25 protein-coding genes are annotated in these 26,824 nt (G+C 75.1%); 13 read left to right on the top strand and 12 right to left on the bottom strand.

From position 1 onward, the window contains the following. Nucleotides 1-48 precede the first annotated feature (48 nt). The 3 genes from J116_RS26005 to J116_RS26015 form a co-directional block, all read right to left on the bottom strand. The gene (locus tag J116_RS26005) at nt 49-1,278 is read right to left on the bottom strand and encodes an MFS transporter (protein ID WP_023590010.1); all 1,230 of its coding nucleotides are present in this window, start codon (nt 1,276-1,278) and stop codon (nt 49-51) included. A gap of 165 nt (nt 1,279-1,443) precedes the next feature. After that, complete coding sequence (locus J116_RS26010; RefSeq protein WP_023590011.1) at nt 1,444-1,800, bottom strand: hypothetical protein; 357 nt, start codon at nt 1,798-1,800, stop codon at nt 1,444-1,446. Nucleotides 1,801-1,826: 26 nt separating this feature from the next. After that, nucleotides 1,827-2,537, bottom strand: coding sequence for an HhH-GDP family DNA glycosylase (locus tag J116_RS26015; protein ID WP_023590012.1), 711 nt, complete (start codon nt 2,535-2,537; stop codon nt 1,827-1,829). A 279-nt stretch (nt 2,538-2,816) separates the two neighbouring features. On the opposite strand from J116_RS26015, the gene J116_RS26020 reads away from it, so the two are divergent. Continuing rightward, complete coding sequence (locus J116_RS26020) at nt 2,817-4,049, top strand: ROK family protein (RefSeq protein WP_023590013.1); 1,233 nt, start codon at nt 2,817-2,819, stop codon at nt 4,047-4,049. A gap of 168 nt (nt 4,050-4,217) precedes the next feature. Continuing rightward, nucleotides 4,218-4,982, top strand: coding sequence for an SAM-dependent methyltransferase (locus J116_RS26025; RefSeq protein ID WP_023590014.1), 765 nt, complete (start codon nt 4,218-4,220; stop codon nt 4,980-4,982). Nucleotides 4,983-5,029: 47 nt separating this feature from the next. On the opposite strand, the gene J116_RS26030 is transcribed toward J116_RS26025, so the two are convergent. Then, nucleotides 5,030-5,353: a DUF4865 family protein gene (locus tag J116_RS26030; protein WP_023590015.1), complete on the bottom strand. Its 324-nt coding sequence runs from the start codon at nt 5,351-5,353 to the stop codon at nt 5,030-5,032. Between J116_RS26030 and J116_RS26035 the strand changes: the two genes are divergently transcribed. Beyond that, nucleotides 5,345-5,623 carry an SHOCT domain-containing protein gene (locus tag J116_RS26035; protein ID WP_023590016.1) on the top strand — a complete coding sequence of 93 codons (279 nt, stop codon included), beginning with the start codon at nt 5,345-5,347 and terminating at the stop codon, nt 5,621-5,623. The two genes, J116_RS26030 and J116_RS26035, sit on opposite strands and share 9 nt — an antisense overlap. Nucleotides 5,624-5,685: 62 nt before the next feature. On the opposite strand, the gene J116_RS26040 is transcribed toward J116_RS26035, so the two are convergent. Further along, nucleotides 5,686-6,249 (bottom strand): ATP-binding protein, encoded by a 564-nt coding sequence (locus tag J116_RS26040; RefSeq protein WP_079147812.1) that lies wholly within the window; start codon nt 6,247-6,249, stop codon nt 5,686-5,688. A gap of 219 nt (nt 6,250-6,468) precedes the next feature. Beyond that, nucleotides 6,469-6,792 carry a hypothetical protein gene (locus tag J116_RS26045; protein WP_023590017.1) on the bottom strand — a complete coding sequence of 108 codons (324 nt, stop codon included), beginning with the start codon at nt 6,790-6,792 and terminating at the stop codon, nt 6,469-6,471. Nucleotides 6,793-7,206: 414 nt separating this feature from the next. Between J116_RS26045 and J116_RS26050 the strand changes: the two genes are divergently transcribed. Next, a complete protein-coding gene (locus tag J116_RS26050) occupies nt 7,207-8,331 on the top strand; it encodes an L-cysteine desulfhydrase Cds1 (RefSeq protein ID WP_028964539.1) in 1,125 nt (374 codons plus the stop codon). Nucleotides 8,332-8,461: 130 nt separating this feature from the next. On the opposite strand, the gene J116_RS26055 is transcribed toward J116_RS26050, so the two are convergent. Next, complete coding sequence (locus tag J116_RS26055; protein WP_023590019.1) at nt 8,462-8,935, bottom strand: SRPBCC family protein; 474 nt, start codon at nt 8,933-8,935, stop codon at nt 8,462-8,464. Continuing rightward, nucleotides 8,932-9,804, bottom strand: a complete 873-nt coding sequence (locus J116_RS26060) for a DeoR/GlpR family DNA-binding transcription regulator (RefSeq protein ID WP_028964540.1) — start codon at nt 9,802-9,804, stop codon at nt 8,932-8,934. The genes J116_RS26055 and J116_RS26060 overlap by 4 nt, the downstream gene beginning before the upstream one ends. A 296-nt stretch (nt 9,805-10,100) precedes the next feature. On the opposite strand from J116_RS26060, the gene J116_RS26065 reads away from it, so the two are divergent. Then, nucleotides 10,101-12,485: a hypothetical protein gene (locus J116_RS26065; protein WP_028964541.1), complete on the top strand. Its 2,385-nt coding sequence runs from the start codon at nt 10,101-10,103 to the stop codon at nt 12,483-12,485. Here the strand turns inward: J116_RS26065 and J116_RS26070 are convergent. The 3 genes from J116_RS26070 to J116_RS26080 all read right to left on the bottom strand — a co-directional run bounded on the left by J116_RS26070 (nt 12,455) and on the right by J116_RS26080 (nt 16,660). Then, entirely contained in the window at nt 12,455-14,899 is a 2,445-nt protein-coding gene (locus tag J116_RS26070) for a right-handed parallel beta-helix repeat-containing protein (protein ID WP_023590022.1), read from the bottom strand. The genes J116_RS26065 and J116_RS26070 overlap by 31 nt on opposite strands. A 349-nt stretch (nt 14,900-15,248) precedes the next feature. Then, nucleotides 15,249-16,109 carry an MOSC domain-containing protein gene (locus tag J116_RS26075; protein WP_023590023.1) on the bottom strand — a complete coding sequence of 287 codons (861 nt, stop codon included), beginning with the start codon at nt 16,107-16,109 and terminating at the stop codon, nt 15,249-15,251. A 47-nt stretch (nt 16,110-16,156) separates the two neighbouring features. After that, the gene (locus J116_RS26080; protein WP_023590024.1) at nt 16,157-16,660 is read right to left on the bottom strand and encodes a DUF6643 family protein; all 504 of its coding nucleotides are present in this window, start codon (nt 16,658-16,660) and stop codon (nt 16,157-16,159) included. A 245-nt stretch (nt 16,661-16,905) separates the two neighbouring features. Here J116_RS26080 and J116_RS26085 point away from each other — a divergent pair, with 245 nt between their 5' ends. Further along, on the top strand, nt 16,906-18,264 hold the full coding sequence (locus J116_RS26085) for a TerD family protein (protein WP_023590025.1): 1,359 nt from the start codon (nt 16,906-16,908) through the stop codon (nt 18,262-18,264). A gap of 28 nt (nt 18,265-18,292) precedes the next feature. Here J116_RS26085 and J116_RS26090 read toward each other — a convergent pair whose 3' ends face one another. Further along, nucleotides 18,293-19,498 (bottom strand): glycosyltransferase, encoded by a 1,206-nt coding sequence (locus tag J116_RS26090; RefSeq protein ID WP_023590026.1) that lies wholly within the window; start codon nt 19,496-19,498, stop codon nt 18,293-18,295. A gap of 58 nt (nt 19,499-19,556) precedes the next feature. On the opposite strand from J116_RS26090, the gene J116_RS26095 reads away from it, so the two are divergent. From J116_RS26095 to J116_RS26125, 7 genes are all read left to right on the top strand, one after another. Continuing rightward, entirely contained in the window at nt 19,557-20,348 is a 792-nt protein-coding gene (locus tag J116_RS26095; RefSeq protein ID WP_023590027.1) for a glutamate racemase, read from the top strand. A 143-nt stretch (nt 20,349-20,491) separates the two neighbouring features. After that, nucleotides 20,492-21,082, top strand: coding sequence for a hypothetical protein (locus tag J116_RS26100; protein WP_235617387.1), 591 nt, complete (start codon nt 20,492-20,494; stop codon nt 21,080-21,082). Nucleotides 21,083-21,199: 117 nt separating this feature from the next. Then, nucleotides 21,200-22,807: an apolipoprotein N-acyltransferase gene (gene lnt, locus J116_RS26105; RefSeq protein WP_028964543.1), complete on the top strand. Its 1,608-nt coding sequence runs from the start codon at nt 21,200-21,202 to the stop codon at nt 22,805-22,807. Between the two features lie 164 nt (nt 22,808-22,971). Further along, nucleotides 22,972-23,880, top strand: a complete 909-nt coding sequence (locus tag J116_RS26110) for an alpha/beta fold hydrolase (RefSeq protein ID WP_051203619.1) — start codon at nt 22,972-22,974, stop codon at nt 23,878-23,880. A gap of 189 nt (nt 23,881-24,069) precedes the next feature. Continuing rightward, nucleotides 24,070-24,717: a TetR/AcrR family transcriptional regulator gene (locus J116_RS26115; protein WP_023590030.1), complete on the top strand. Its 648-nt coding sequence runs from the start codon at nt 24,070-24,072 to the stop codon at nt 24,715-24,717. 97 nt (nt 24,718-24,814) lie between these two features. Then, nucleotides 24,815-25,654: a WD40 repeat domain-containing protein gene (locus J116_RS26120; protein ID WP_023590031.1), complete on the top strand. Its 840-nt coding sequence runs from the start codon at nt 24,815-24,817 to the stop codon at nt 25,652-25,654. 10 nt (nt 25,655-25,664) lie between these two features. Further along, complete coding sequence (locus J116_RS26125) at nt 25,665-26,783, top strand: AI-2E family transporter (protein WP_028964544.1); 1,119 nt, start codon at nt 25,665-25,667, stop codon at nt 26,781-26,783. Nucleotides 26,784-26,824 lie beyond the last annotated feature (41 nt).

Here is a 26,824-nt window from a genome sequence, read left to right on the forward strand (position 1 = left end):
GAGCTCCATCCTGTGCGGGGGGTGCCACCCGCGCCTGAGTACGGCTACTCAGAGGGCGCGGGCCGCCGAGGCGTGGCGGGCGCGGTAGCCGAGGGCCGCCGCGGCGGCGGCGAGCAGGGCGACCGTCGTCAGCGCCGCCGGCAGCGAGAACCACTCCGCGAGGAACCCGATCACGGGCGGGCCGAGCAGCATGCCGCCGTAGCCGAGCGTGGACGCCGCCGCCACCCCGGCCGGCCCGGCCAGCGCGCCCGCCCGGTCCACCGCCACCGGGAAGATGTTCGCCAGGCCCAGTCCGGTGACGGCGAAGCCCAGCAGCGCCGCCCACACGGTCGGCGCCAGCGCGCCCAGCAGCATGCCGACGGCGGCCGTCGCGCCGCCCACGACGAGCGTCCTGGTCTGGCCCAGCCGCTCCAGCATCGCCGTACCGGACAGCCGCCCGGCGGTCATCGTCAGCGCGAACAGCGCGTACCCGGCCGCCGCGACACCCGGGTGCGCGTCCAGGTCCTGCGCCAGGTGCAGGGCGCCCCAGTCGGCGAGCGCCCCCTCGCCGTACGCCGTGCACAGGGCGATCACGCCGAACAGGGTGACCGTCCGCCGCGACCTGCCGTCGATCCGCCGCCGCCCGGACGCGGGCGCCGCGGGCAGCGACTCGGGCGGTACGGGGGAGGGGTGGCGCAGCAGTACGGGCCCGGCGGCGGCCGTCAGGAGCAGCCCAACGACGGTGAGCCCGAGCAGATGCGCGGCGGGCGAGAGGCCGCTCGCCACGAGGCCGCCGAGCCCGGCGCCGACCATGCCGCCCAGGCTGAACGCGGCGTGGAAGGCGGGCATCACGGGCCGCCGCAGCGCCGCCACCAGGTCGACGGCCGCGCTGTTCATCGCGACGTTGATCGCGCCGTACGCGGCGCCGAACACCAGCAGCACGAGGCCCAGCGCGAGCGCCGAGTGGGTGAGCGCGGGCAGGGCGATGCTCAGCGACAGCAGCACCGCCGCGCCGACGGTGACGGTGTGGCTCCCGAACCGGTGGCACAGGCGCCCGGTGAGCGTCATGGTGACCACGGCCCCGGCGGACACGCCGAGCAGGGCGAGCCCGAGGTCGCTCGCGGACGAGCCGGTCTGCTGCTTGATCGCGGGGATGCGGACGACCCAGCCCGCGAAGAGGAACCCGTCGAGGGCGAAGAAGAGCGTGACGGCGGTACGGAGGCGGGTCAGCGAGCGGGCGGCGGGGTCTCCGGCGGGCGCTCGGCGAGGGGCGGACGCGAGTTTGTTTAGTAGCGGCACAAATTAAGGATAGGGGTCGACGGCGGCTCACCACAATTCCGGGGCCCGGCCTCGCAAGCGCACCCGCGCGCAGCGGCAAGGAGCAGTGCGGCATGAAAGCGCCCCCGGCCGGGCGGGGGCGCGTCCACGCGGTACAGCGGGCCGTGGTCGGCGGCCGGGGCCGGGTCACACGGTCCGGTTGCCCTTCGGCTTGCCCCGCTGGTCCGGGGTGCCGTGCGGCGGCGGACTGGACGGCTGGGGGGACGTGGCCGGGGACACCGGCGAACCGCCCGCCGCGTGCCCCGCCTGCTCCGGGCGGAACGCCGACGGGTCGCCGCCGGTCGGTTCGGCCCCCGCGTCCAGCTGGCGCTTGCGGGACGTGAGCAGCTGGACGACCTGCGCGCGGTCCGCGTGCTCGTGCTCGTACCGCAGCAGCTGGTCCAGCTCGTCGGCCTGGAGCGACCTGATGCGTGACTCCAGTGTGCCGACGGGCAGATGGTCGAAGTCGGGCAGCGGCAGTGCGCCGCGGTCGGGGGTGCTCATCCGGGTCCTCCCTGGAACGTGGCCGGTCACGCCTGGGCGGCGTGACGCGCGTGGGCTTCCTCGACGTCCTCCACCACATGGCGGTCGAGCGCGGCGCGGACCAGCGCCGCCGCCAGCGACGGCAGTTCCTCCTTCCTCACCAGCCGGGCGAGCTTCCCCGGGTCGGCGGGCAGCTCGAGGCGGCGCGCCCCGTCCAGCGCCTTGCCGTCCAGGCACGGCGCCACGTCGGGCCACACGCCCTGGACCTCCCGCAGGAAGATGTCCGCACCCGCGGGCCCGATGCCCGGCACCTCGCGCAGCAGCTCCCGCAGCCGGTCCGGGTCGCCGCCGGCCTCCTCGCGGAGCCGCCGCAGATCGCCGCCGTACCGGTCCAGTACGAGCTCCGCCGCGTCACCGAGCTGGGTGGACGTCCGTTCGTCGTAACGCCGGTAGCCGCCCCGGCCGAGGGCGTCCACCCGCTGCTGCCAGGTGGCGTCCCGCATGCGCCGGGCGTCCCGCATCCCGGCGTCGAACAGCGCGCGGGCCGCCTCGACGGCCGTCGCCGCGCGGATGCGGGCGCTCAGCAGATGGGAGAGGACCAGCAGCTCGTACAGCGGCTGCGGGGTGTCCCTCAGCCGGATGCCCGCCTCCTCGGCGTACGTCCGGCCGTGCTCGCCGAGCAGGTCCCGTACGGTCGTCCGCTCGTCGGCCTTGCCGCGCCCGCTGTGGCCCCCGCGCCCGTCGCCGGAGGGTGCCATGGATGCCTCCTCCACTCGCTGTCACCGTCCTCGCTCTGCCGCTCTGCCGCTCGGCCGCCCTCCACTCGGTGTCGCCGTCTTCGCGCGCGCAGTGCCGCGCACCGGAACGCCGTGCGCGGCACGGGCGCCCGCGGTCCTGCGCGCGCTCGCTGCCCGCCGACTGTGCGCTCGTGGCGCGTTCTGAGGTGCGCGCCACCGCTGCCCGCAGTACCCGTCGAGGGGCGGCCGAAACAGCCCGCCCGAGCGGCCGCTGCGCCGGATCATGGGAGACTCGCCCCCATGAACGGCAAGGCGACGACGACCCGGACCCGGCTCGACAGGGGCCGCAGCGCCCTGGGCCCGGCCCTGGAACTGGTGCACACGGGCCGGGCGCCCACCCGTGCCGTCCTCACCGCCGAACTGGGCGTCACCCGCGCCACCGCCGGAGCCGTCGCCGCCGAGCTGGAGGCCCTCGGGCTGATCCGCGTGGACTCGCGCCCGGGGGCCGCCGCCGGTTCGCAGGGCCGCCCCTCGCACCGGCTGACGGTCGACGAGAACGGGCCGGTCGCGCTCGCCGCGCAGATCCACGCCGACGGGTTCCGCGCCGCGCTCGTGGGCCTCGGCGGCCGGATCGTGGCGACGGCGCCCGGCTGCGTGGAGGTCACCGCCGACCCGGCGCAAGTGCTCGCCGCCGTCGTGAACGCGGGCGCGGGGCTGCTGCGCGAGAGCGGCCGCCGCTGCGTGGGCGCGGGCCTCGCCGTACCGTCGGCGGTCGCCGAACCGGAGGGCACCGCCCTGAACCCGCTGCACCTGGCGTGGCCCGCCGGGGCGCCCGTACGGGACGTCTTCGCCGGGCTCGTAAGGGCGGCCGGCATCGACGGCCCCGCGTTCACCGGAAACGACGTCAACCTGGCCGCGCTCGCCGAGCACCGGCACGGAGCGGGCCGGGGCGCCCAGCACCTGCTGTGCGTCGCGACCGGCCATCGGGGCGTGGGCGGCGCGCTCGTCCTCGACGGGCGGCTGCACACCGGCAGTTCCGGCCTCGCCCTTGAGGTCGGCCATCTGACGGTCAACCCGGCGGGGCGCCCCTGCCACTGCGGCAGCCGTGGCTGCCTGGACGTGGAGACCGACCCGCTGGCCTTCCTCACTGCCGCCGGCCGGGTGCCGGGGCCCGAGGTGTCGCTGCTCCAGCAGTGCCGCGACCTGCTCCGCGACGAGCCCGGGGACGCGGGCGTGCGGGCCGCCGTGGAGGAGCTGGTCGACCGGCTGGGGCTCGGCCTCGCGGGCCTGGTCAACATCCTGAATCCGGACCGGATCATCCTGGGCGGCCTCCACCGCGAACTGCTGGCCGCCGACCCGGACCGCCTGCGCGCCGTCGTGGCCGACCGCAGCCTGTGGGGCCGCAGCGGGGGCGTACCGATCCTGGCGTGCACCCTGGACCACAACAGCCTGGCGGGCGCGGCGGAACTGGCCTGGCAGCCGGTACTCGACGACCCGCTGTCCGCCCTGGGCCGCCCGGTCCCGCACGGCTGACCCGTCCCGGCATACGCCGCGACGTCTCCGCCCCGGGACGGCCGTCGCCCCGCGAAGGGGCGCCGAGCCCCACAGCGGGCCGGCTCTCGGCGCCCGTTCGCCGGTCGCCCGGAGGCAGCGGGAAATTCCGGCGCGGTGACGTGGCATGCCGACGTAGGGTGCGCGGTCGTGACCACAACTGACTCCCCGCCCCGCCTCACCCACCTCACCTTCCACGGACCGCTGTCGGAGGCCCGTGCGCGGCGGCTCGTCGCGTCGCTCGCCGCCAACCGGCCCGCCACCGTGCTGGACATCGGATGCGGGTGGGGCGAGCTCCTGCTGCGGGTGCTCGACGCCGCGCCCGGTGCGACCGGCACCGGCATCGACATCAACGCCGAGGACCTCGCGCGCGGCCGCGCCCTCGCCGGGGAGCGGGGCCTCGACGGGCGCGTCGCGTTCGTCGAGGAGTCCGCCCACGGCTCCGAGCGCGGACCCGCCGATCTGGTGCTGTGCGTCGGTTCCAGCCAGGCGCTCTGCGACCCGGACGGCCCGCACGACCTGGCGGCCGCCCTCCGCGAGCTGCGGCGCCTGGTCGCGCCCGGCGGCCGGGTGCTCCTCGGCGAGGGCTTCTGGCAGCGCGTACCCACCCCGGACGAGCTGGCCCGGATGTGGCCCGGCGCCCGGGAGGACGACCACCGGCCGCTGGGCGCCCTCGTGGAGGCGGCCGTCGACGCGGGCTTCAGGCCGGCCTGGATCGAGACGGCCGACCGGGACGAGTGGGAGCAGTTCGAGTCGGGGTACCGCCACGACATCGAGGTGTGGCTCGCGGCCAACCCCGGCCACCCGGACGCCGCCGCCACCCGCGCCCGCGTCGACCGGCAGCGCACCTCCTGGCTGACCGGCTACCGCGACATCCTCGGCATGGCGTACCTGACGCTCGTCCCGGTCGCCTGACCCTCGCACGGGTCGTCTGACCCTCGCACCGGTCGTCTGACGCGATCTCAGTCCCAGTGCCGGCCGTGCCGCAGCGCCGCCCGGCCGGGCTGGGAGAGCCGCAGCACGCGGAACACGTCTCCCGCGTCCCCGGGTGCCGGACCGGCCCGCAGGCTGAACGTCTGCAGCTCCCAGCGGCTCGGGTCCACCGCCACCGCGGCCGCCACGATCCCGTCCTCCAGGACGAGCCGCCCGTGCGCCTCCACGGCCCGCGCCACCGCGTCGCCGGGCGGCGCGTCCGCGCCGATCCGCTCGCGCCGCCGCACCGCGTACCGGGGCGCCGCGTCGGCGGCCGGCCCCTCGCCGTACGCCGCGCCCGCCCAGTGCAGCACCCGAGGCCGCCCGAAGTCGTCCGCGATCCCCTGGAAGCCGCGCTGCTCTGGGCAGGTGTCGCCGTCGCGGCCTTCCTGCCGCTGCGCCGTACGGCGTGGCGGGGCGGCAGGGGCCCGCTGTACCGGGACGTGGCCGCCCGGCGACCCGGCGACCCGTCGCCCGTGGAGCTGCTGGGGCGGCGGTTCGCTGCCGGGGAGATCGACGAGGAGGTGTACCGGCGGCGGCTGTCCGTCCTGGACGAGCGGTTCGGCCCCGGCCGGAAGACCTGAGTCCCGCAGCCGAAGCCACCCGCGTCACCTGGTGCACGGGGGAGCCGGGCCCCGTCGTCCGGTCAGCCCGCCACGGCCGACCGGACGGCGGTGGCGGCGTGTCCGCGTACCGTCTCCGCCGCCTCCGCGCCGTCGCCGAACGGCACGGGCTCCTTGAACGCGGCGCCGCCCACCGCCCCGTACGCCGGGACCGCCGGGATGCCGACGGGTGTGGCCGAGGGCGCGGGGAGCGTGAACCACACGACCTTCCCCGCATCGCCCTGCGGGCGCGCGCCCCAGCTCTCGCTGACGGCCTCTATCAGCGCGAGGCCGCGCCCCGACGTGGCGAGCGGGTCCGGACCGTCCTCCAGGTGCACGACGGCGGGGAGGCGCGGATCGTGGTCGTGGACGGAGACCGTGAGCCGGTCGAGGAGGAACTCGATCTCGACCGTGCAGATCTTGTCCGGCTTGGCGTGCCGGTGCACGTTGGTGAGGAGTTCGGTGACCCCGAGCGCCGCCTTCTCGATGAGGGGGTCGAGGTTCCAGTAGCGCAGTTGCGCCGACACGATTCTGCGGACCTGACCGATCCGCGACGGCAGGGCTTGGAGCTCTACCGCGCACTGCCTGCTGCTTGCCTGGCTGATCACGGCTGCGACTCCCCGAAGTAGGTCCGGAAGAAGACGAGGATCGGGTCCAGTGGATGGCTGGCTCATGTTCGGCGGGCTGGGTCACAGTGTCACCGCCGGTTCACCCTGAGTGATGTCAATCCAGCGTGGACCAGTCGTGACCGCTTCGCAACCGCGGCAGCGGACGCCCCGTCAGCCCCCTCGGCCGCACCCCGCGTCACCGGCCCCGCGGGCGGCCCCTCAGTCGCGCGCGCCGCCCGCCCTGCGCACGGCCTCCAGGAATCGGCCGGCGAGGGTCGCGCCGGTCCCGGGCCGCCGGTCGCGCTGCCCCATCGTCAGCCGGTAGCGGGCGCCGTTGAGCGTGGCCACCGCCGCGTCGCGCGACGCCGCGAACCACGGCCGGCCCGCCCGCACCGCACGCACCGGGGCGCTGTCGATCTCCCGGCCGTAACTGGTCAGCAGGGCCAGTCGGCCGCCCTCGATACGGACCTCGCCGGCCGCCGTCAGAGAGCGCGGCCACCGCTCGATGCGTACCCCCGTGGCGCTGAATTCGGGTTCAGTCATGCTTCCGCCGCCCCCTTCGCACCCGTTCCAGGGTGCCCAGTCTGCACGGAGGACCCGCGTCCGCACCAGTGCACCTCCGAGGCCGCCCTGCAAGCCGGGCCTATGAGGGGTCAAAGTCATCGTTTGCCCAGGTCGGGGAGGTATGTTCGGTCGCGGGACCCATGAGGGAACCGTGGTGCGCAGGACGTGGACGACGAGGAGTGGCGTGTGAGGACCGTTGAGCAGCCCGAACCGGCCGGACCCGGCAGCGGCACGACGCCGGGGGGCCCCGGAACGGCGGAACGGCGCCTGAACGCCCCCGGCACGGCGGCGAAGGCCCCGGGCGCGGCCGTGGAAGCCCCCGCCCCGGCCGCCAAGGACTCTGGCGCGACGGCCGCCAAAGGCCCTGGCGCGCCCGCGGTGAAGGGCCCTGGCGTGACGGCCGAGCCGGGCTCCGCGCCCGCCGCGACCATCGACGTGGACCGCAGCGATCCGGCCTACCGCGCCTGGCTGAAAGACGCCGTACGAAAGGTCCAGGCGGACGCCAACAGGTCGGCCGACACCCACCTCCTGCGCTTCCCGCTGCCCGGCCACTGGGGCATCGACCTCTACCTCAAGGACGAGTCCACCCACCCCACCGGCAGCCTCAAGCACCGCCTCGCCCGCTCCCTCTTCCTGTACGGGCTGTGCAACGGCTGGATCCGCCCCGACAAGCCGGTCATCGAGGCGTCCAGCGGCTCGACCGCGGTGTCCGAGGCGTACTTCGCGAGCCTGATCGGCGTCCCGTTCATCGCCGTCATGCCGCGCACCACCAGCCCGGAGAAGATCCGCCTCATCGAATTCCACGGCGGGCGCTGCCACTTCGTGGACGACTCGCGCCGCATGTACGAGGAGGCCGCCGTCCTCGCGGCCGAGACCGGCGGCCACTACATGGACCAGTTCACCTACGCCGAGCGCGCCACCGACTGGCGCGGCAACAACAACATCGCCGAGTCCATCTACCAGCAACTCCGCCTGGAGCGTTACCCGGAGCCCGCCTGGATCGTCGCCACGGCCGGTACCGGCGGCACGTCCGCGACCATCGCCCGCTACGTCCACTACATGCAGTACGACACCCGCGTCTGCGTCCCCGACCCGGAGAACTCCTGCTTCTTCGACGGCTGGACGCACGACGACCCCGACGCGGTGAGCGACTGCGGCTCCCGCATCGAGGGCATCGGCCGGCCGCGCATGGAACCGAGCTTCGTGCCGGGCGCCATCGACCGCATGATGAAGATCCCCGACGCCGCGAGCGTCGCCGCCGTCCGCGCCCTGGAGAACGCCATCGGCCGCAAGGCGGGCGGCTCCACCGGAACCGGCCTGTGGAGCGCTTTCAAGATCGTCGCGGAGATGGTGGCGCAGGGCCGCACCGGCAGCGTCGTCACACTGATCTGCGACCCCGGGGAGCGGTATCTGGACAAGTACTACTCCGACGCGTGGCTGACGGAGCAGGGCCTCGACATCGACCCGTACGCGGCGACGCTGGACGAGTTCCTCGCCACCGGCGTCTGGCCCGACTGACCGCCCGGCTCGACAGCCCGGCTCCCGACTGGCCGCCCGGTCCGACGGCCCGACTGCCGACTGACCGTCCGGCCTGACTCCGCCCGTCCGCCCGCCCGGCACGGCGGCCCGTCACCGCACTGACGGGCCGTCAGGTCCCGCGTGCGGAAGCCTCCCGGCCCAGCAGCCGCTTCAGCTCCCGGCCGAAGACCCACCGCCCCGCCCGGGCCAGCAGCGGATCGCACCAGCGGGGCAGCCCCCGCACCCGCAGCTCCTCCGCCCACGTCACCCGCGCGCCCACCTCCTCCGCGTACACGGCGATCTCCGCCCAGCCGCGCACGACCCGGCCGTACTTCTCCAGCCGGCACAGCCCCGCCTCGGGCCGTCCACCCGGCCCCGCGCCGCGCGGCGGCTCCCAGCGGACCACCGCCATCGGATCGTCGAAGCCCAGCGGCCCGAGCCCGGTGCGCGCCGTGAACCGCGTCCCCGCCCCCGGCGGACCCGGCGTCAGCACCCGCACCCGCGTCAGCGGTACGCCCACCGCGTGGGCCCGCCAGTCGGTCACCCGCCGCCACGCCTCGGCCGCCGACAGGTCCGTACGCCGCTCCAGCCGGAACACGCTCACACGCCGTCCCTCCGCAGCCCGTCCACCACGTCCACCACGCCCGCCCCGCTCCCGGCGACCACCAGGCCCGGCAGGTGCTCCGCCATCGCGGCCCGCACCTCGTCCGACACCCCCGCGTCCGTCACCAGCGTGTCCACGTCCTCCAGCCGGGCGAACGAACTCAGTGCCACCTGCCCCCACTTGGTGTGGTCCGCGACGACGACGACCCGCCGCGCCGACCGGATCAGCCGCCGGTTCGTCTCCGCCTCCGCCAGGTTCGGCGTGGACAGCCCCGCCTCCACCGACACCCCGTGCACCCCGAGGAACAGCACGTCGAAGTGGAGCGACCCGATCGCCTGGTCCGCGACCGGCCCGACCAGCGAGTCCGACGGCGTGCGCACCCCGCCCGTCAGCACCACCGTCGCCGCCCCCGGCCGCGCCCCGCCGCCCGGCCCAGCGCCCTGTGACGACACCGAGTGGAACACGTCCGCCACCCGCACCGAGTTCGTCACCACCGTCAGATCCGGCACGTCCAGCAGCCGCCGCGCCACCGCGTACGTCGTCGTGCCGCCCGACAGCGCGATCGCGGCGCCCGGCGCGACCATCGCCGCCGCCACCCGCGCGATGTCCTCCTTGGCGCCCGGCTCCAGCGCCGACTTCGCCTCGAACCCCGGCTCGTGCGTCCGCGCCTCCGCCACCGGCACCGCACCGCCGTGCACCTTCTCGACCACGCCCTGCCGCGCCAGCACGTCCAGGTCGCGCCGCACCGTCATGTCCGAGACGTTCAGCCGACGGGTGAGCTCGTTGACCCGCACCCCGCCGCGCCGCCTGACCTCGTCGAGGATTAAGGCGCGTCGCTGCTCCGCGAGGAGGTTCTGGTGGTCGCTCATCGCGGGGGCCGGTCCTTCCGAGGTCGAGGGGTCGTACGTCATGATCCGCCGTTCGCGCAGGTGGCCGGGCAGGCACATCCTGCCACGCGCTTCATCCGCGGGGACGGCGGGGAGATTACGGGAGAGCCGTGCGGCACCCCGCCCCGCCCGGCCCACAGGCCGCCCGCCCGACCGCAAACCGCGCCGCACCGCCCCGCCGCAGACTGCACCGCCCGTCCCGCATGCCGTCCCGCCCGTCCCGTCCCACCCGCACGCCGCCCCGCCGCACACCCCTGCCGCAGAGAGCGAGCACCCAAGTGTCCCCAGCCACACCGGAACCCGCTCCGGTCGCCGCACCGGAGCCACGCAACAGCGGCGCCGCGCTCGAACTGCTCGTGCACGGCGTCGGCGGCACCACACCCCACGAGATGCTCGACGACCCCCGGACCGTCCGCGTCACCGGCGACGGCACCGCCGCCGTGTACCGGCGGGCCGACGACCTGCGTGCCGAGGCGGAGCCGGACCGGTTCCGCGACGGGCCCGTCCCCGAGGCGTACTGCTGGTCCAACCTCACCTCCGGCAACGGCACCCGCGCCCTGTGGCTGCTGCTCCTGCCGTTCATGGTGGTCAACCTCGCCCACTGGATGCGCCCCTCCGCCACCGGGCACGCCCGCTCCGCCCGCCTGTACGGCGTCCTCGTCCGGCTCGTCGCCCTCACCCTGACCGTGCTGCTCACCGCCGCCGCCTGCGAGGTCGCCCTCGACCTGGCCGCCTGGCAGTGCGCGGGCGCCGCCGCCTGCACCGAGGGCCGCTCCTGGCTCGGCTTCCTCGCCGTGTCCGAGGGCGGCTGGTGGTCGCAGCCCGGCCGCCGCCTCACCGTCGCCGCCGTCGTCCCCACCGCGCTCGTCGCCCTCCTGTGGTACCTGTCCCACCGCACCTGGTCCGCGTACGAGGCGCAACGGCCGCCGCGCGGCGAGGACGAGCACGACGACCGCCCCGCCCTCGGCCGCCCCGGGTTCTGGTACGGCCGCCGCCTCGTCGCCCGGCTTCGCGCCGCGCACACCGCCGCGGGTCTGCTCACCGTCGCCGCCGCCGTCGCCGGGGCAGCCGCCCGCCACGACCGGGGCACCGGCGACACCCTCCGCACCGCGCTCGGCTGGAGCGTCGAAGGGGCCATCGCCGCCGGGGCCGTCGTCGTGGTGGTCGTCGTCTGCCGGCGCGGCCGCAGCGAACGCCGCCTCGACGGCCGCCTCGACCGGGCCCTGGTGACCCGGCTGCCCGGCTCCGCCGCCGCCCTGCTGCTCCTCTCCGCCCTGTACGCCTCCTGGTCCCGGCCGGACTGGCGCTCGTCCGGCGCCCTGCCGGGCGACACGGCGTTCTCGGTGCTCATCCTCGGGCAGGGCACCCTCATCCTGCTGCTCGCCGCCGTCGCGCTCCGGCTGCACCGCCGCGACCCCGGCCCGCGCACCGCCCTGGGCGGCCTCGCCGGGCCCGCCGTCGCCGTGCTGGCCTGCGCGCTCGGCGGGGTCATGACGGGCGGCGTAGCCCAGCGCGTCGCCGACTGGCTGGACGGGCCCGGCACCCCCGGCACCGGCGACGGCCCCATCGCCGGGCCGCCCCTGCTGCTCAGCTGGCAGGCGTCCGCGATCCCCGTGTTACTGATCCTGCTGCTCGTCCCCTCGCTGTTCCTCATCGCCAGGACCGCGCTCGCGGCGCGGCGCCTCGCCCCCGTGGTGGAGGCCGAGTACGCGGGCGAGGCCGCCGACCGGGTCCGCACCCGCCGTATCGCCGGGGTCCGCGCCGCCGCCGCGCTCACCGACGCCGCGCCCGTCCTCGTCGGGCTGCTCGCCGCGGCGACGCTGCTCCTCGGCGCGGCCGGAGTCCTCGGGACGTGGGCGACCGGCACCGTACCGGCGGAGGCGTTCGACGGGGCGCCCGCCGTCCTCGACGGTGCCGCCGAGGCCTGCCAGGCACTGGGCTCCTGGCTGGTCGGGCTGGGCTTCATCCTGTTCGTCACCTGGGGCCGCCGCGCCTACCGGGACGCCTCCGCCCGCCGCACCATCGGCATCCTGTGGGACGTCGGCACGTTCTGGCCGCGCGCCGCCCACCCGTTCGCCCCGCCCTGCTACGCCGAGCGGGCCGTGCCGGACCTGGCCTGGCGGATGGCGTCCTGGACGGGCCGCACGGGCGGACGCCTCGTCATCTCGGGCCACTCGCAGGGCAGCGTCCTGGCCGCCGCCGCCGTGTGGCAGCTGCCGCACACGACCCGCCGCCGCGTCGCGCTCCTCACGTACGGCTCACCGCTGGAGCGCCTGTACGGGCGCTGGTTCCCCGCCTACTTCGGCGCGGAGCCGCTCGGCGGCCTCCACCGCGAGGTCCACTGCTGGCGCAACCTGTGGCGCCGCACCGACCCCATCGGCGGCCCCGTGCGGCTGCCCGCCGAGCACGGCAAGCCCGAGGTGGACCACCCGCCGCTGCGGGACCCCGTCGTCTACGGCCGCACCCACGACCACCCGCTGCCGGAGCCGATCCTCGGCCACGCCGACTACCAGGCCGACCCGGCGTTCGCCCGCGAGCGCGCCGCGCTCCTCGACCGGCTGCCGCCGGCGCTGCCCCTGCCGGTGCCCAGGCAGCGCTCCCAGGGCCCGGACGACACCGAGGGACCGGCCCCTCACGGCAGTTCGGGCAGGTCCTCCGGGTAGAGCAGGCTCAGGTCGTCCGTGCTCGCGCTGGCGAGCGCGGCGACCCGGCCCGCGTGCCGCTCCACCATCGACTCGAACGTCTGCCGCGCGGTACGGCCGTTGCCGAACGCCGCGCCCTTCGGCAGCTCGTCGAAGTACTTCAGCAGCGCCTCGGCCGTACCGTCCGCCAGCCGGTACTCGTGGTCGTCGGCCTGCTGCTCCACGATCCGCAGCAGTTCCTCCGGCGTGTAGTCCGGGAAGCTGATCGTCCGGGAGAAACGCGACGCCACACCCGGGTTGACGGTCAGGAACCGCTCCATCTCCGCCGTGTACCCGGCGACGATCACCACGACCGCGTCCCGGTGGTCCTCCATCAGCTTCACCAGCGTGTCGATCGCCTCGCGCCCGAAGTCCCGCCCCGAGTCCTCCGGGGAGAGCGCGTACGCCTCGTCGATGAACAGCACCCCGCCGCGCGCCCGGTCGAACGCCTCCTGCGTACGGATGGCCGTCGACCCGATGTGCTCGCCGACCAGGTCCACCCGGGACACCTCCACGAGATGGCCGCGCTCCAGCACCCCGAGCGACGCGAGGATCTCGCCGTACAGCCGCGCCACCGTCGTCTTGCCCGTGCCCGGGTTCCCGGTGAACGCCAGATGCCGCCGCACGGACGCCGCCTTCAGCCCGGCCTCCTGCCGCCTGCGCCCGATCTCGATCATGTTGGTGAGCGTGCGGACCTCCCGCTTGACGCTCTCCAGCCCCACCAGCGCGTCCAGTTCGCCCAGCACGTCCTGCGAGTCCCGGGCCGGCTCAGCGGCGGGCGCCGCCGGGGCCGTCGCCTGCGCCGGGACCGATCCCAGCAGCCCGCCCGAAGCGGGACCCGCCGGGACGGTCGCCACAGTGGTGGCGCCGCCTCCGACGGGGGAGGCGACCGGAAGGGCCGGGGGAGCGGAGCCCGTACGGCCCGCGATGCCGCTCTCGTCGCTGGTGCAGTCCTCGGTGACCGGGCCGTCCTCGCCGAACTCGTAGCCCCCGCGCGCGCAGCGCTCCGTACGGCACCGCCGCAGCGTCGTCCGGCAGCCGTCCATCACATGGAAGCCGTACCCGCCGCTGCCCGTGACACGGCAGCCGGTGAACGTGCCCCGGCCCTCCGCCGACACGTAGAACCCGGCCTCGGCGGGGGAGGTGACCGTGCACCGCTCCACGGCCGGGTCGGCGCCCTTGGTGACGATGACCCCCGTCTGCACCCCGTCGAACGCGCAGTTGGCGAGCGTGCCGCCGCTGCCGTGGTCCCGGAACCAGGCGCCCGTCGCCGCGTCCCGCACCCGGCAGTCGTCCAGCTGGGCGGTCGCCCCGTCGCTCACCGACACGGCCGTGTTCCGCACCTGCGACAGATCGCTGTCCACCACGTCCACCCGCGAACCCCGGTCGAGGACGAACAGCGCGTCCGGCACGTCGTGGACGCGGCACGCCTCCAGCACCGCCGTCGCCCCGTCGCTCACCCACACCGCCGGGTAGTCGCCCGTACTGTCGTGGATCTCGCACTGGTTGGCGTCCACGCGCGTGCCCGGGTCCCACACGGACAGGCCGTTGCGCCCGAACCGCCGCACCTTCGACCGCGTCAGCGTCAGCACCGAACGGGACCGCAGGTCCACCGCGTTCTCCGGCACGTCGTGGATGTCGCAGTCCGACAGCGTCAGCACCGCGTCCGTGTCCAGCGTGATCCCGTCCGCCGACGTGCGGTGCACCACCGAGTCCGTCAGATGGGCCACGGCCCGCCCGCCGACGCGCACACCGCTGCCCCGGATCTCGTACACCTCGCAGCCGACGGCCTCCAGGCCGCTGTCCTCGCCGGTCACCGACAGACCCGCCCCGGAGGCGTGGTGGATGCGGCACCGCTCGATCCGCGGATGCGCCCCGCCGCTCACCGACACCCCGGCCTGGCCCGCGGCGACGACCTCGCACTCCTCGAACACGCCGCCCGCGCCGTCCAGTACGCCGATGCCGACCCCGGCCGGGTTGTCCACCGTGCACCTTCGCACCGTGGGCCGGGCCGCGCCCCGCACCTCCACGCCGACCGCCGAGCGGGTCACGATCCGCAGGTCCAGCAGCTCGGGCGTACCGTCCTCGACGAGCAGCGCGGGCGCCGCCGCGTCCTGGCCCTCGAGGTGCAGGTCCCGTACGGTCGCGGAGGCGCGCACGGTCAGCGGCACCCCGTCGGCCGGGGCGATCCGCACCGACCCCACGGCGCCGTCCGCGCCGCGCAGCGTCACGGCGCGCCGCAGCACCAGGTTCTCCCGGTACGTGCCGGGGGCGACGGTGAGGATGTCGCCGTCCGCCGCGGCCTCCAGGGCCGCCGCGAGGGTGGCGTACTCGCCCGTGCGGCGCCGCCACCGCGACGTACCGCTGTGCGTGACCTGGACCGTGCCCTGTGCCATGGTGCTGCTCTGCCCCCACCTCGTGCGCTCGCGGCGACCCGCTCACCAACCAGTCGCCCCACCGTAGCGCGCACGGCGGAGCCGGGATGCCCGCTCGGCCCGTGCCGTGCCACTCGCGCCGTGCCGCGGTGCCGTGCGCGTTTCCGGCTGTCGTCCCCGTGCCGCTGCGGGCTGCCGTCCGGGCCCCGCCGCGGCTGGTGTCCGTGCCGCTGCCGGGCCCTCGTCAGCTGTTGCCCGGGTGTCGTGGGCGCACGGCGCTTGACGGGGTGTCGGGCGAGGCGAGGTGCCGGACGAGGCGGGGCGGGGCGTCGGGCACGCCCCCGAGGGCGTCGGGTGTCGTCCGGTGGGGTCAGGTGTCGTCGCGGACGGCGAGGACGCGGAGCGGGTCGCCGACGCGCAGCGTGCCCATCGTCTCGGGGATGAGGTTCTGGCCGAAGAGCACCTTCGAGCCGGACTTGCGGTGCCGCGACAGCGTGCGCAGCGGCTCCTTGCCCCGGACGCCGGTGCGCTGGTCGGTCGTCGTCACCACGCAGCGGCTGCACGGCTTGGCGACGCGGAAGGTGACGTCCCCGATGGCGATCCGCGCCCACCGGTCCTCCTCCCACGCGACCGTGCCGTCCACGACGGCGGTCGGCCGGAACCGCTCCATGGGCAGCGGGCCCTCGTGGGCGTCCTCGCCCGCCGCGATGAGCGCGTTGAGTGCGTCGAGGGAGGCGGTCGTGGTGACCATCAGCGGGAAGCCGTCGGCGAAGTTGACCGTCTCCCCTTCGCGCGCGTAGTCGGGGGCGACGGGGCGGCGGCGCGACGGGTCGTCCATGTGGACCAGCCGCACGTCGGCGCCCAGGTACTCGCCGAACCACGCCTCGGCGTCGGGCGCCGCGGGCACGGCCTCGACCTTCGTGCCGAACACGTCCACGACGACCGTGCCGTCCCGGGGATCGGGCACGGCGATGTCGAGCGGGGCGCGGCCGGGCGCGGACACCCGTACCCCGCCGTCGGGCAGCAGCGCGGCGGAGGCGGGCGCCAGCGCGGCGTACTGACGCTGCGTCACCGCCTTGCCGTCGCGGTCGGTGAGCATCCAGCGGCGGTCCCCGGCCAGGCCCCACGGCTCCACGACCGCGGACGCGGGCGAGGAGCCCCCCAGGGCCTTCACGGGGTGGATGTGCAGGGAGCTCAGGGCGGGCTGGGACGTGACCTCATCACTCGGCATGGCCCCATCCTGCCAGGGGCCGTCCCGACCTGCCCGTGGGCTTTCGGTCAGTAACCGCCGCCCTGGTACGGCCGCCGGTACGGGTCGTCGTACGGAGCCGGGGGCGCCGGTGCGGGACGCGGCGCGGCGGCGGGGCGCATCGCCTCGTACCCGGAGGCGGCCGGGGCGACCGGGCGCATCGGCTGCGGGCCCTGCGGACCCGGGTAGCCGCGCGGCGCCTGGGCCTGCTGCGGGACGTACGGGGCCGGCGGGTGCGGCGCCGGCGCGTACTGCGCGGGGGCGTACTGCGGCGCCTGTGCCTGCTGCGGGTAGCCGTAGCCGCCGCCGTAGGAGGGGGCCGAGGGCTGCGGGGAGGGGGCCGCCGGGAGGGCGGGGAGGGCCGCGGGGAGCGCCGGCAGATAGGAATTGCCGGTGTCGTAGGCGGCGGGCACTCGGATCGGGGCGATCTGAGGCGTGCCCCGCTCTGCGACGAGGGAGTCGTAGATCGGGGTGTCCGGGAACGACGGCGCGTGGTAGTACGCACCGCCGTACGAGGCACGGGGGGAGGTCATGGCCCTAAGTTAAGCCCACTGTGTGCCGGGTGGAAGGCCGATAAGCGGGTTGTTTGACGCATCTTGTGCGGCCACGGAACACCAATGTGACCCAACATGGGAAAATCGGTCGTCGCGGTGTCCCATGATCGCGTAAAAGCCGAGATCGCAGGGGGTTACCGACGAGTCAGCGGGGCACGGCCACACCGGCGGGATTAGCGTGGCCGCCACGAATCACCAGGGGCTCGGAACACGATGGGGGTGGCATGTCCATGCTTAAAGGCGCCAATGTTCCGGTACCGACGCGAAGGCTTCGCGTCGAATTGGCGTGGAGTTCGGGTCCGGGCGTTCCGGATGTGGACGCGTCGGCACTACTGCTCGTGTCGGGGAAAGTGCGCTCCGATACGGACTTCGTCTTTTACAACCAGCCGACGCACCCGTCCGGTTCGGTGAGCCACGAGGGGAAGCGGACCTCGGCGGCCTTCGGCGCTTCCGGGGTGTCGGGTGCGCCCGGGGCGTCCGTGACCGACACGCTGACCGTGGACCTGCCGCGCGTGGAGGGGGCGGTGGAGCGCGTCGTCCTGGCCGCGTCGGCGGACGGCGGTACGTTCCGGCAGGTGCCGGACCTGTGCGTGAGGGTGCTGGACGCGGCCGACGGCACGGAGGTCGCCCGGTTCGAGAGCCGGGGCGCGACGGTGGAGACCGCCTTCATCATGGGCGAGCTGTACCGGCGTCAGGGCGTCTGGAAGTTCCGCGCGGTGGGCCAGGGGTACGGCACGGGGCTCGAGGGGCTGGCGACGGACTTCGGCATCACGGTGGACGAGCCGCAGGGAGGCTCCGCACCGGGGCCCGGTGCCGCACCGGCTGGTTCGGCACCGGGTGGCTCCGCACTGGCTCGCTCCGCACCGGGGGCCGCCTCGGCTTCCGCGCCTGCGCCCGCGCCTGTACGGGGGTCCGCGTCCGCGCCCGTATCGCCGCCCGCGCCCGTACGGCTGACGAAGGTGACGCTGACCAAGGACGCCCCGTCCGTGTCGCTCGCCAAGCAGGGCGGCACATCCGGCGCCCTGCGCGTCAACCTCAACTGGGGCGTCCGCAAGCAGTTCACCGGCTGGGGCGCCAAGTTCGGCAACGCCGTCGCCCGCCACGCGGACCTCGACCTCGACCTGTGTGCCCTGTTCGAGCTGACCGACGGCAGCAAGGGGGTCGTCCAGGCCCTCGGCGACACCTTCGGCTCGCTGCGCCGGCCGCCGTACATCCACCTCGACGGCGACGACCGGACAGGCGCCGTCGACACCGGCGAGAACCTCACCATCAACCTCGACCACAAGGACGTCTTCCGGCGCATCCTCGTCTTCGTCACCATCTACGAGGGCGCCCGCAGCTTCGCCGACCTCCACGCCACGGTCACGCTCACCCCGGCGAACGGCGCGCCCATCGAGTTCTCCCTCGACGAGTGCACCGTCCCCTCCACCGTCTGCGCCCTCGCCCTGATCACCCGTCAGGGGGACGACCTCGTCGTCCGGCGCGAGGCCCGCTACCTGATCCCCGCGCGCGGAGTGAGCCCGCAGCGGACCGTGGACCAGGCATACGGCTGGGGCATGCGGTGGACGCCCGGCCGCAAGTAGTCCGGGCCCCGCCGCGGCCTTGTTCGCGTCACCGGTCCGCCGCCGCGCGCGGGGCGGGGTACGTACGGCCCTTCCAGGCCGCGCCCCGCCCCCGGTGGTGCCGTACCGCCGAATCGACCGTCATCAGCAGGTACAGGGCGGCCGTCACCGGCAGCAGGGCGGCGAGCCACAGCGGCTGCCGGTAGTACCGGAGCATCGGCGCGTACGTGCCCGCCATCACCGCCCAGGCGGCGCCGCCCGCCCACGCCGCCACCGCACCCCCCTGGCCGGTCAGGCCGAGCGCCAGGCAGAGCGGCGGCGCCAGGTACACGAGAGCCAGTCCCGCCACCGTCACGGCCAGCAGGGCACCGCTGTGCCGCAGCTGTGCGTACGCGCTGCGCGCCACCATCCCCCACAGGTCCGCGAGACGCGGATACGGCCGGACGCTCTCCACGCCGTCCGCGAGCCCCAGCCAGATCCGCCCGCCCGCGCGGCGCACCGCCCGCGCCAGCGCCACATCGTCGATCACCGCGTCCCGGATGACGTCGGGCACCCCGGCCCGGGCCGCCGTCTCCGCCCGCAGCAGCACGCACCCGCCCGCCGCGGCAGCTGTCCGCCCGCCGCCCCGGTTGATCCGGCGGAACGGGTACAGCTGGCAGAAGAAGTAGACGAACGCCGGGACGACCAGCCGCTCCCAGACCCCGGCCACCCGCAGCCGTGCCATCTGCGACACGAGGTCAAGCCGGTGCGACACGGCCGCCGCCACCAGCCGCCGCAGGCTGTCCGGGGCGTGCGCGATGTCGGCGTCCGTGAGCAGCAGGAACCCGGGAGCCTCCGCCCCACGCGCGCGTACGACCCCGATACCGTGCCGCACCGCCCACAGCTTCCCCGTCCAGCCGGGCTCCGGCGCCCCCGGCGACACGACCGTCAGCGGCAGCCCGGCCCGCGATCCCTTCCCGCACCGCCGCGCGGCCAGCTCACGCGCCAGGTCCCCCGTACCGTCCGTGCTGCCGTCGTCCACGAGGACGATCTCCGCCCGGCCCGGATAGTCCTGCGCCAGCAGCGACGGCAGGCTCAACGGCAGGACCTCCGCCTCGTCGCGCGCGGGGACCACGATCGCGACGGTCGGCCAATGCTCCGGTTCCGCCGAGCCGTGCGGCAGGCGCTGGTCGGAACGCCAGAACAGGCCCTGCCCGAGCAGCAGCCACGCCCAGGCGGCGCACGAGAACAGGGCGATCCACGCAATCACGCTCATTCGCCGCAGTCTGCCCCAGAGCGGGGCCCGGCGGAGGCCGGTCGGCTAGGGTGACCGGGTGAAGATCGCACTCATGGACTCCGGGATCGGCCTGCTGCCGGCGGCCGCCGCGGTGCGCCGGCTGCGGCCGGACGCCCTACTCGTGCTCTCCTCCGACCCCGACGGCATGCCCTGGGGACCCCGTACGCCCGACGACCTCACCACGCGCGCGCTGGCCGTGGCCCGCGCCGCCGCGGCGCACCGCCCGGACGCGCTCGTCGTCGCCTGCAACACCGCCTCCGTTCACACCCTGCCCGCGCTGCGCGCCGAGCTGGAACCGGACATCCCCGTCATCGGCACCGTACCGGCGATCAAGCCCGCCGCGGCCGGGGGCGGCCCCGTCGCCATCTGGGCCACGCCCGCCACGACCGGCAGCGCCTACCAGCGACGGCTGATCGGCGAGTTCGCGTCCGGCATCGACGTCACGGAGGTGCCCTGCCCGGGCCTCGCGGACGCCGTGCAGGAGGCCGACGAGGCGGGGATCGACGCCGCGATCGCCGCGGCCGCCGCGCTCACCCCGTCCACGGTGACGACCGTGGTCCTCGGCTGCACGCACTACGAGCTGGTCGAGGAGCGCATCGCGAAGGCCCTGCGCCCGGTCACCGGCCGGGACGTGTCGCTGTACGGCTCCGCCGACGCGGTCGCCGCCCAGGTCCTGCGCCGGATCGGCGCCGCCCCGCTGCCGGACGCCGCCCCGGCGGGCGCCGACTCCCTGACGGTCCTCCTCAGCGGCCGCCCGTCCCCCCTCCCGCGGGCCGCCCTCGCCTACCCGGAGGCCCACTTCCTCCACGGCCAGGTCACCACCGCCTGACCCGCAGCCCCCTCCGGCCCCCGCATCGGGACGGCCGCCTGCGACCGGGCCCCGCCCCGTCCCGGACGTGTACTGCCGGGAGAGTCTCACCCGATCGTCGGTGACCGGGGGCCGGGGGCGGAGGTGCTGGGTACGCTCCGAGCATGAGGGAGCCCGTGGAGTCCGGCACCCCTCCCGGGGCCGAGCGCCCCGCCCCGGAGTTCGTGCCGGCCGTGCCCGAGACGTGGAAGGGGCGCTCCACCAACCGCGTCCAGTGGCTGCTCGCCGCCGCCGGGGCGGGTTGCGTCGCGCTGGGTGTCGCGCTGGCCGCGGGAGCCGCGTGGACCGGGGGCGTCACGGCCGTACTGATGGCCGTCGTCGGCTGCGTCGCCGCCGGGCTCCTCGTCCTGTTCGGGACGCTCGCCTTCGTCCACGTCGAGCTGACCGTGGACCGGCACGCCCTGGAGGTGCGGTGCGGGCACATGGGCGTGCCCCGCCGCCGTATCCCGCTCGACCATGTCGTCGGCGCCGAGTTCGACCCGCGCGTCACGCCCCGCGCCTGGGGCGGCTGGGGATACCGGTGGCGGCCCGAGAAGGGCACCGCCGTCGTCGTACGGCGCGGCGAGGGCCTCGTCCTCACCCTCGGTGACGGCCGCAGCTTCACCGTCACCGTCGACGACGCCGAGACGGCCGTCCGCGTGATCCGCCACCGCCTCCACCTCCGCCGCCGCGCCACCACCCCGACCGACCCCTGACCGGGCCGGTACGCCCCGGCCGGTACGGCCCTTGCCCGCGCGAGGCCGCTGCCCGCGCCCCTTGCCCGGAACCGGTCCGCTCCCCGCGGTGCCGTCAGGCGCCGTAGACTCCGGCAGGTGAGCGCCACCATGACCCCCGTCGCCGTGCCCGGACCGCCCGAGCCGGAGGGGCCGCGTCGGCGGTCGCTCCGTCGGCTGATACGGCCCGCCGCGGCCGTGCTCTCCGGTGCCGCTCTGTACCTGAGCTTCCCGCCCCGCCCCCTGTGGTGGCTGGCGCTCCCCGCGTTCGCCCTGCTCGGCTGGACGCTGCGCGGGCGTCGTCTGCGGGCGGGGTTCGGTCTGGGCCTGCTCACTGGGCTCGGGTTCCTGCTGCCGCTGCTCTCGTGGACCGGTGAGGAGGTCGGCCCCGTGCCGTGGCTGGCGCTCGTCGTCGCCGAGTCGCTGTTCGTCGCCGCCGCCTGCCTCGGCGTCGCAGCCGTGTCGCGGCTGCCCGCCTGGCCGGTGTTCGCCGCCGCCGTGTGGGTGCTCGGCGAGGCGCTACGCGCGCGTGTCCCGTTCGGCGGCTTCCCCTGGGGCAAGATCGCATTCGGGCAGGCGGACGGGGTCTTCCTGCCGCTCGCCGCCGTGGGCGGCACGCCCGTCCTCGGCTTCGCCGTCGTCCTGTGCGGTTTCGGACTGTACGAGGCGGTCCGCGTCGCCCTGGTGCGCCGCGCGACCGGCGCCCTCCCGCGCGGGCCGCTCGCCGCCGCGGCGCTCTCCGTCCTCGTGCCCGTCACCGGCGCGGCCGCCGCCCTGCCGCTGGTCTCCACCGAGCCGGAGGACGGCACCGCCACGGTCGCCGCCGTCCAGGGCAACGTGCCGCGCCTCGGCCTCGACTTCAACGCCCAGCGGCGCGCCGTCCTCGACAACCACGCGCGCCGCACCGAGCAGCTCGCCGCCGACGTCGCCGCCGGCAAGGAGGCCAGGCCCGACTTCGTCCTGTGGCCGGAGAACTCATCCGACCTGGACCCGTACCGCAACCCCGACGCGCGCGCCGCCATCGACCGTGCCGTCAGCGCCATCGGCGTCCCGACCGTCGTGGGCGCAGTCCTCACCCCGGAGACGGGCAACCTGCGCAACACGCTCGTGCAGTGGGAGCCGGGACGGGGCCCCGTCGCCACGTACGACAAGCGGCACGTCCAGCCGTTCGGCGAGTACATCCCGATGCGGTCCTTCGTACGGATCTTCAACAAGGACGTGGACCGGGTCAGCCGCGACTTCGGCCCCGGCGACGAGGTCGGCGTCTTCGACCTGGCCGGGACCCGCGTCGGCCTGGCCACCTGCTACGAGGCGGCCTTCGACTGGGTGGTCCGCGACACCGTCACCCACGGCGCCCGGCTCATCTCCGTCCCCAGCAACAACGCCACCTTCGGCCGCACGGAGATGACCTACCAGCAGCTCGCCATGGACCGGGTACGGGCCGTCGAGCACAGCCGCACCGTCGTCGTGCCCGTCACGAGCGGCGTCAGCGCGATCATCCTCCCGGACGGGCGGATCGTCCGGCAGTCGAAGCTGTTCACGCCCGACGCCCTGGTCGCGGAGGTGCCGCTGCGCTCCTCGCTGACCCCGGCGACCCGAGCGGGCGTCGTGCCGGAGGCGCTGCTGGCCGCCGTCGCGCTCGGCGGCATCGGCTGGACGGCCGCCCTCGGCGTACGGGCCCGCCGCGCCGCCCGCCAGGAGCACTGAGCGGCGAGGGCCAGGGGCCTTCGGGAGTTGGTGAGGCCCCGGACCTGCGATGGGCGCGGTCCGGGGGCGCGGTGGCGATGACTCGCCAACCTTCGTCGGCCAACAAAGTGAACGGTCGTGCGTGCTAATATCTGTCTCACGACATCGACAGAGGAGCGGCCGGCATGAAGCCCACCGAGGCACTGGCGAGCATCACCCTCAATGGACTCTCTTATGTCTCCGGGCGGATGGCGGGAGCGGCCGCGTTCGCGCTGTTCCACATGCCGCTCGCCCGCAGCCGCGTACGGACCGCCGAGCGCGCCCTGCTGGACCAGGCGGTGACCGGACGCGTCCAGGTCGGCGACAAGTACGCGGTGACGTACCAGTGGGGCGACGGCACGCGGCCCGTCCTGCTGGTCCACGGCTGGCAGTCACGCGGCTCGCGCCTCTCCGGCTTCGTCCCCGGCCTCCTGGACCAGGGGTATTCGGTCGTCACGTTCGACGCGCCCGGCCACGGCGACGCCACCGGGCGGAGCACCAGCATCCTCGAGTACCGGGACATCGTCGGCGCGCTCCACGACCGGTACGGGACGTTCGAGGCCCTGGTGGCCCACTCCCTGGGCGCGCTCGGGTCCTTCTTCGCACTGCGCCACGGGGCGAGGGCGGAGCGGATCGTCACCGTCAGCGGCGTGTGCGACTACGCCCACCTGGTGGACGAGTTCTGCGCCCAGCTGCGACTGGGGGCCCGTCTCAAGGGCCAGTTGTACAAACGCATAGGCGCCCGGCTCTTCGCCGGTGAACCGGCCGACCGCATGCCCTTCTCCATCACGCACATGGCGGAGGAGGTGACGTCCCCGGTCCTGGTGATCCACGACGAGGACGACACCCGGATCGTGGTGGCGCAGGCGCGGCGGATAGCCGGTGCGTTCGGCGGCCGGGCCCGTCTGGTCACCACGCGCGGGCTCGGGCACCGGCGCATCCTGGGCGACCCCGACGTCGTCCGCGCCGTCCAGGAGTTCATCGAGGAGGGGCGGGCCGGAGCGGTCGGGGAGGCACGGGAGGAGGCGATCGAGGAGGTGGCCGCGAGAGGCTGAGCCCCGCCCGGTCCGGCACCGGCGCGGCGACCGCACGGCCCCTGGCGCAGTGACCCGTACGGGCAGCCGGGCCTGTAACGGCCTGGCCCCAGCACGGCCCCGCACAGTGACCGCACGGTCGTCCGCTCACTGGAATAGACTGGGACACTCATCGGGCGCCAGGCGGGTCCGGGCGAGGAACGGGTGGGCATGGGCACGACGCAGTCACGCATCGACGGCCGGATCGCGCGCGGGAACCAGACCCGTCAGCTGATCCTCGGGCGTGCCGTGGACATCGCGTCCGTCGAGGGCCTGGAGGGGCTGTCGCTGGGCCGCCTCGCGGGCGAGCTGAAGCTCAGCAAGAGCGGCGTGTTCGCCCTGTTCGGCTCCAAGGAGGACCTGCAACTCGCCACGATCCGCGCGGCCATCAAGATCTACCTGGACCATGTGGTCCACCCAGCGCAGGCCCTGCCGCCGGGGATCGGCCGCCTGTGGCAGCTGTGCTCCGGCTGGCTCACCTACTCCCGCGAGCGGGTTTTCCCGGGCGGCTGCTTCTTCTACTCCGCGGTCGCCGAGTACGACGCCCGTGAGGGCAAGGTGCACGACGCCCTCGCCGCGGCCCGCACCGACTGGTTCGGCTACCTGGAGCAGACCGTACGGGACGCGCAGGCCGCGGGTGAGATCGAGCCTGACACCGACGTCGCACAGCTCGTCTTCGAGATCGTCGCCCTGCTGGAGATGGCCAACGCCGAATCCGTCCTTTACGACGAGTACACCTCCTACGACCGGGCGGCCACCGCCATCCGGAACCGTCTGCGCGACGCGGCCACCGACCCGGCGCTGCTGCCCGCCGCCTGAGCCCGACGGCACGCCGCGGCGCGGGTGACCGTACGCGACCTGCGCGCGCCGGGAGATCCTGCGGGTCCCCGTTACCAACCTGGAGGCGGTCTGGCGTATGGCCGTCTCGCCCGACGGCCGCCACCTGTCCGTCACGCTCACCGACGCGGGCAGCTCACCCAGCGGCGCCGACCGGTTCACCACCCACGTCTGGGACGTCGAACGGCGGCGCGAGATCCACCGGTTCGACACACCGGCGGGCCACGGCATGTTCACCCCCGACAGCCGCCGCCTGCTCACGACGACCGGACAGGAACTCGCCCTCGCCGACGGAGCGACCCGCGACGGACTGTTCGGCACCGCGCCGAACACGGAGATCGCCGTCTCGCCGGACGGGCGGACCGTCGCCGTCCTCAAACCGTCCGGACTCGTGGAGCCGTGGGACGGGGCGGTGCGCGAGCGGCTGGGCCTCATGCCTGGAGGCCTGGTCCGCGGCGGGGAACGCCACGGCGACCACGTACGCGGCCTGTGGTTCTCCACGACGGCAGAACGCTCGCCGCCCTGCCGGCCGAGGAGACGGCCCGCGACGGTGACGACGGCGACCAGCTGTGGGACGTCGCCGCGGGTCCCGCTCGGCCGGCCGCTCCTGCTGTCGGGCCGCGCGGTGGACGCCGTCTCCTTCGGCGGGACCGTGCTGCGGACCGTCGTCGGCGGCACGGTGCAGCGCCTGGACCTCGACGGACAGGCGCTGGCGAGCGCGTGTACCGCCGGGCGGGCCCCGACCTCACGAAGGACGCGTGGGCCACGTACGTACCGGACGTTCCCCGTCGCGACCTGTGCGCGGACCTCCCTAACGGCACCCCGGCGCCCGGCACCGCACAGGCCGCCGCCCCGCCGGGGAGACACCAGGCGGTACCGCACCGACGGGCCCGGCGAGGGGCGGCGCCGGTACCCATAGGGTTGATCCCATGCCTGCTTCGTTGAGTTCCTCGAAAACCGCCGCCGCGCTGCGCACTTCGGCACGTGCCTCGGGCGAGCTGCTGCTGGTCCTCGTGGCGGTGTCGGTTGCCCTGTGGCTGCTGGGACGCATGTGGGCGGTCGTGTGGCCGCTCATAGTGGGCCTGTTCCTCACCACACTGACCTGGCCCCTGGCCCGCTTCCTCCACCGCCGCGGATGGCCCGCCGCCCTGGCCGCGTCGGTGGTGACGGTACTGTTCCTGCTCGTCGTCGTGGGCATCGGGGCACTCATCGCGGTTCCGGTGGCGTCGCAGTCCGGCGAGCTGGCCGACGGTGTGGTCGAAGGCATCCAGAGGATGCGGGAGTGGGCCGCGGGGCCGCCGCTGAACATCGGCGACGACCAGATCACCGGTGCCCTCGACACGGCCGTCGCCCGTGTCCAGGACAGCATCGGCAGCATGGTCACCGCGGTGGTCACCGGCGTGACCACCGTCTTCAACGGCGTGGTCACCGCGGTCCTGGCGGTATTCCTGATGTTCTTCTTCCTCAAGGACGGCCACCGCTTCCTGCCCTGGCTGTCCCGTCAGCTCCCCGGCCGCCTCGCCACGGACGTCCCCGTCGTGGCCGCGCGCGGCTGGGAGACCCTCGGCGCGTTCGTACGTTCCCAGGCGTTCGTCGGTCTGCTCGACGCGGTGCTCATCGGCCTCGGTCTGTGGATTCTCGACGTTCCGTTGGTGCTGCCGCTCGCGGTCCTGACCTTCGTGTCCGCGTTCGTGCCGATCGTCGGCGCGCTCTTCGCCGGACTGGTCGCGGTGCTGATCGCCCTGGTCTCCAACGGCCTGACGGACGCGCTGATCGTGCTCGCCGTCATCGTCGTGGTGCAGCAGCTGGAGGGCAACGTCTTCCAGCCCATGATCCAGAGCCGGGGGCTCGGCCTCCACGCGGCGGTCGTCCTGCTGGCGGTCACGCTCGGCGGCAGCCTGTACGGCATCGTCGGCAGCCTCCTCGCCGTACCGGCGGCCGCGCTGATCGCGGTGGTCTGGAACTACCTGCGGGAGCAGCTCAGCGACCCGCCGCGGGAGCCGGAAGCCGACGCGGAGCCGCACCCCGGCGCGCCCGTCCCGTCGTAGCGCAGGGCGGCCCGCAGGCCGCCATCGCCGCCGCGCCATCC

The organism is Streptomyces thermolilacinus SPC6 (assembly GCF_000478605.2).
GTDB classification, from domain to species: domain Bacteria; phylum Actinomycetota; class Actinomycetes; order Streptomycetales; family Streptomycetaceae; genus Streptomyces; species Streptomyces thermolilacinus.

Excerpts from the sequence above, each read along its gene's own strand:
- J116_RS26010 (WP_023590011.1), bottom strand. The coding sequence starts at position 1,800 with ATGAGCACCCCCGACCGCGGCGCACTGCCGCTGCCCGACTTCGACCAT.
- J116_RS26015 (WP_023590012.1), bottom strand. The coding sequence starts at position 2,537 with ATGGCACCCTCCGGCGACGGGCGCGGGGGCCACAGCGGGCGCGGCAAG.
- J116_RS26020 (WP_023590013.1), top strand. The coding sequence starts at position 2,817 with ATGAACGGCAAGGCGACGACGACCCGGACCCGGCTCGACAGGGGCCGC.
- J116_RS26045 (WP_023590017.1), bottom strand. The coding sequence starts at position 6,792 with ATGACTGAACCCGAATTCAGCGCCACGGGGGTACGCATCGAGCGGTGG.
- J116_RS26060 (WP_028964540.1), bottom strand. The coding sequence starts at position 9,804 with ATGAGCGACCACCAGAACCTCCTCGCGGAGCAGCGACGCGCCTTAATC.
- J116_RS26070 (WP_023590022.1), bottom strand. The coding sequence starts at position 14,899 with ATGGCACAGGGCACGGTCCAGGTCACGCACAGCGGTACGTCGCGGTGG.
- J116_RS26075 (WP_023590023.1), bottom strand. The coding sequence starts at position 16,109 with ATGCCGAGTGATGAGGTCACGTCCCAGCCCGCCCTGAGCTCCCTGCAC.
- J116_RS26080 (WP_023590024.1), bottom strand. The coding sequence starts at position 16,660 with ATGACCTCCCCCCGTGCCTCGTACGGCGGTGCGTACTACCACGCGCCG.
- J116_RS26085 (WP_023590025.1), top strand. The coding sequence starts at position 16,906 with ATGTCCATGCTTAAAGGCGCCAATGTTCCGGTACCGACGCGAAGGCTT.
- J116_RS26090 (WP_023590026.1), bottom strand. The coding sequence starts at position 19,498 with ATGAGCGTGATTGCGTGGATCGCCCTGTTCTCGTGCGCCGCCTGGGCG.
- J116_RS26100 (WP_235617387.1), top strand. The coding sequence starts at position 20,492 with ATGAGGGAGCCCGTGGAGTCCGGCACCCCTCCCGGGGCCGAGCGCCCC.
- J116_RS26110 (WP_051203619.1), top strand. The coding sequence starts at position 22,972 with ATGAAGCCCACCGAGGCACTGGCGAGCATCACCCTCAATGGACTCTCT.
- J116_RS26115 (WP_023590030.1), top strand. The coding sequence starts at position 24,070 with ATGGGCACGACGCAGTCACGCATCGACGGCCGGATCGCGCGCGGGAAC.
- J116_RS26120 (WP_023590031.1), top strand. The coding sequence starts at position 24,815 with ATGGCCGTCTCGCCCGACGGCCGCCACCTGTCCGTCACGCTCACCGAC.
- J116_RS26125 (WP_028964544.1), top strand. The coding sequence starts at position 25,665 with ATGCCTGCTTCGTTGAGTTCCTCGAAAACCGCCGCCGCGCTGCGCACT.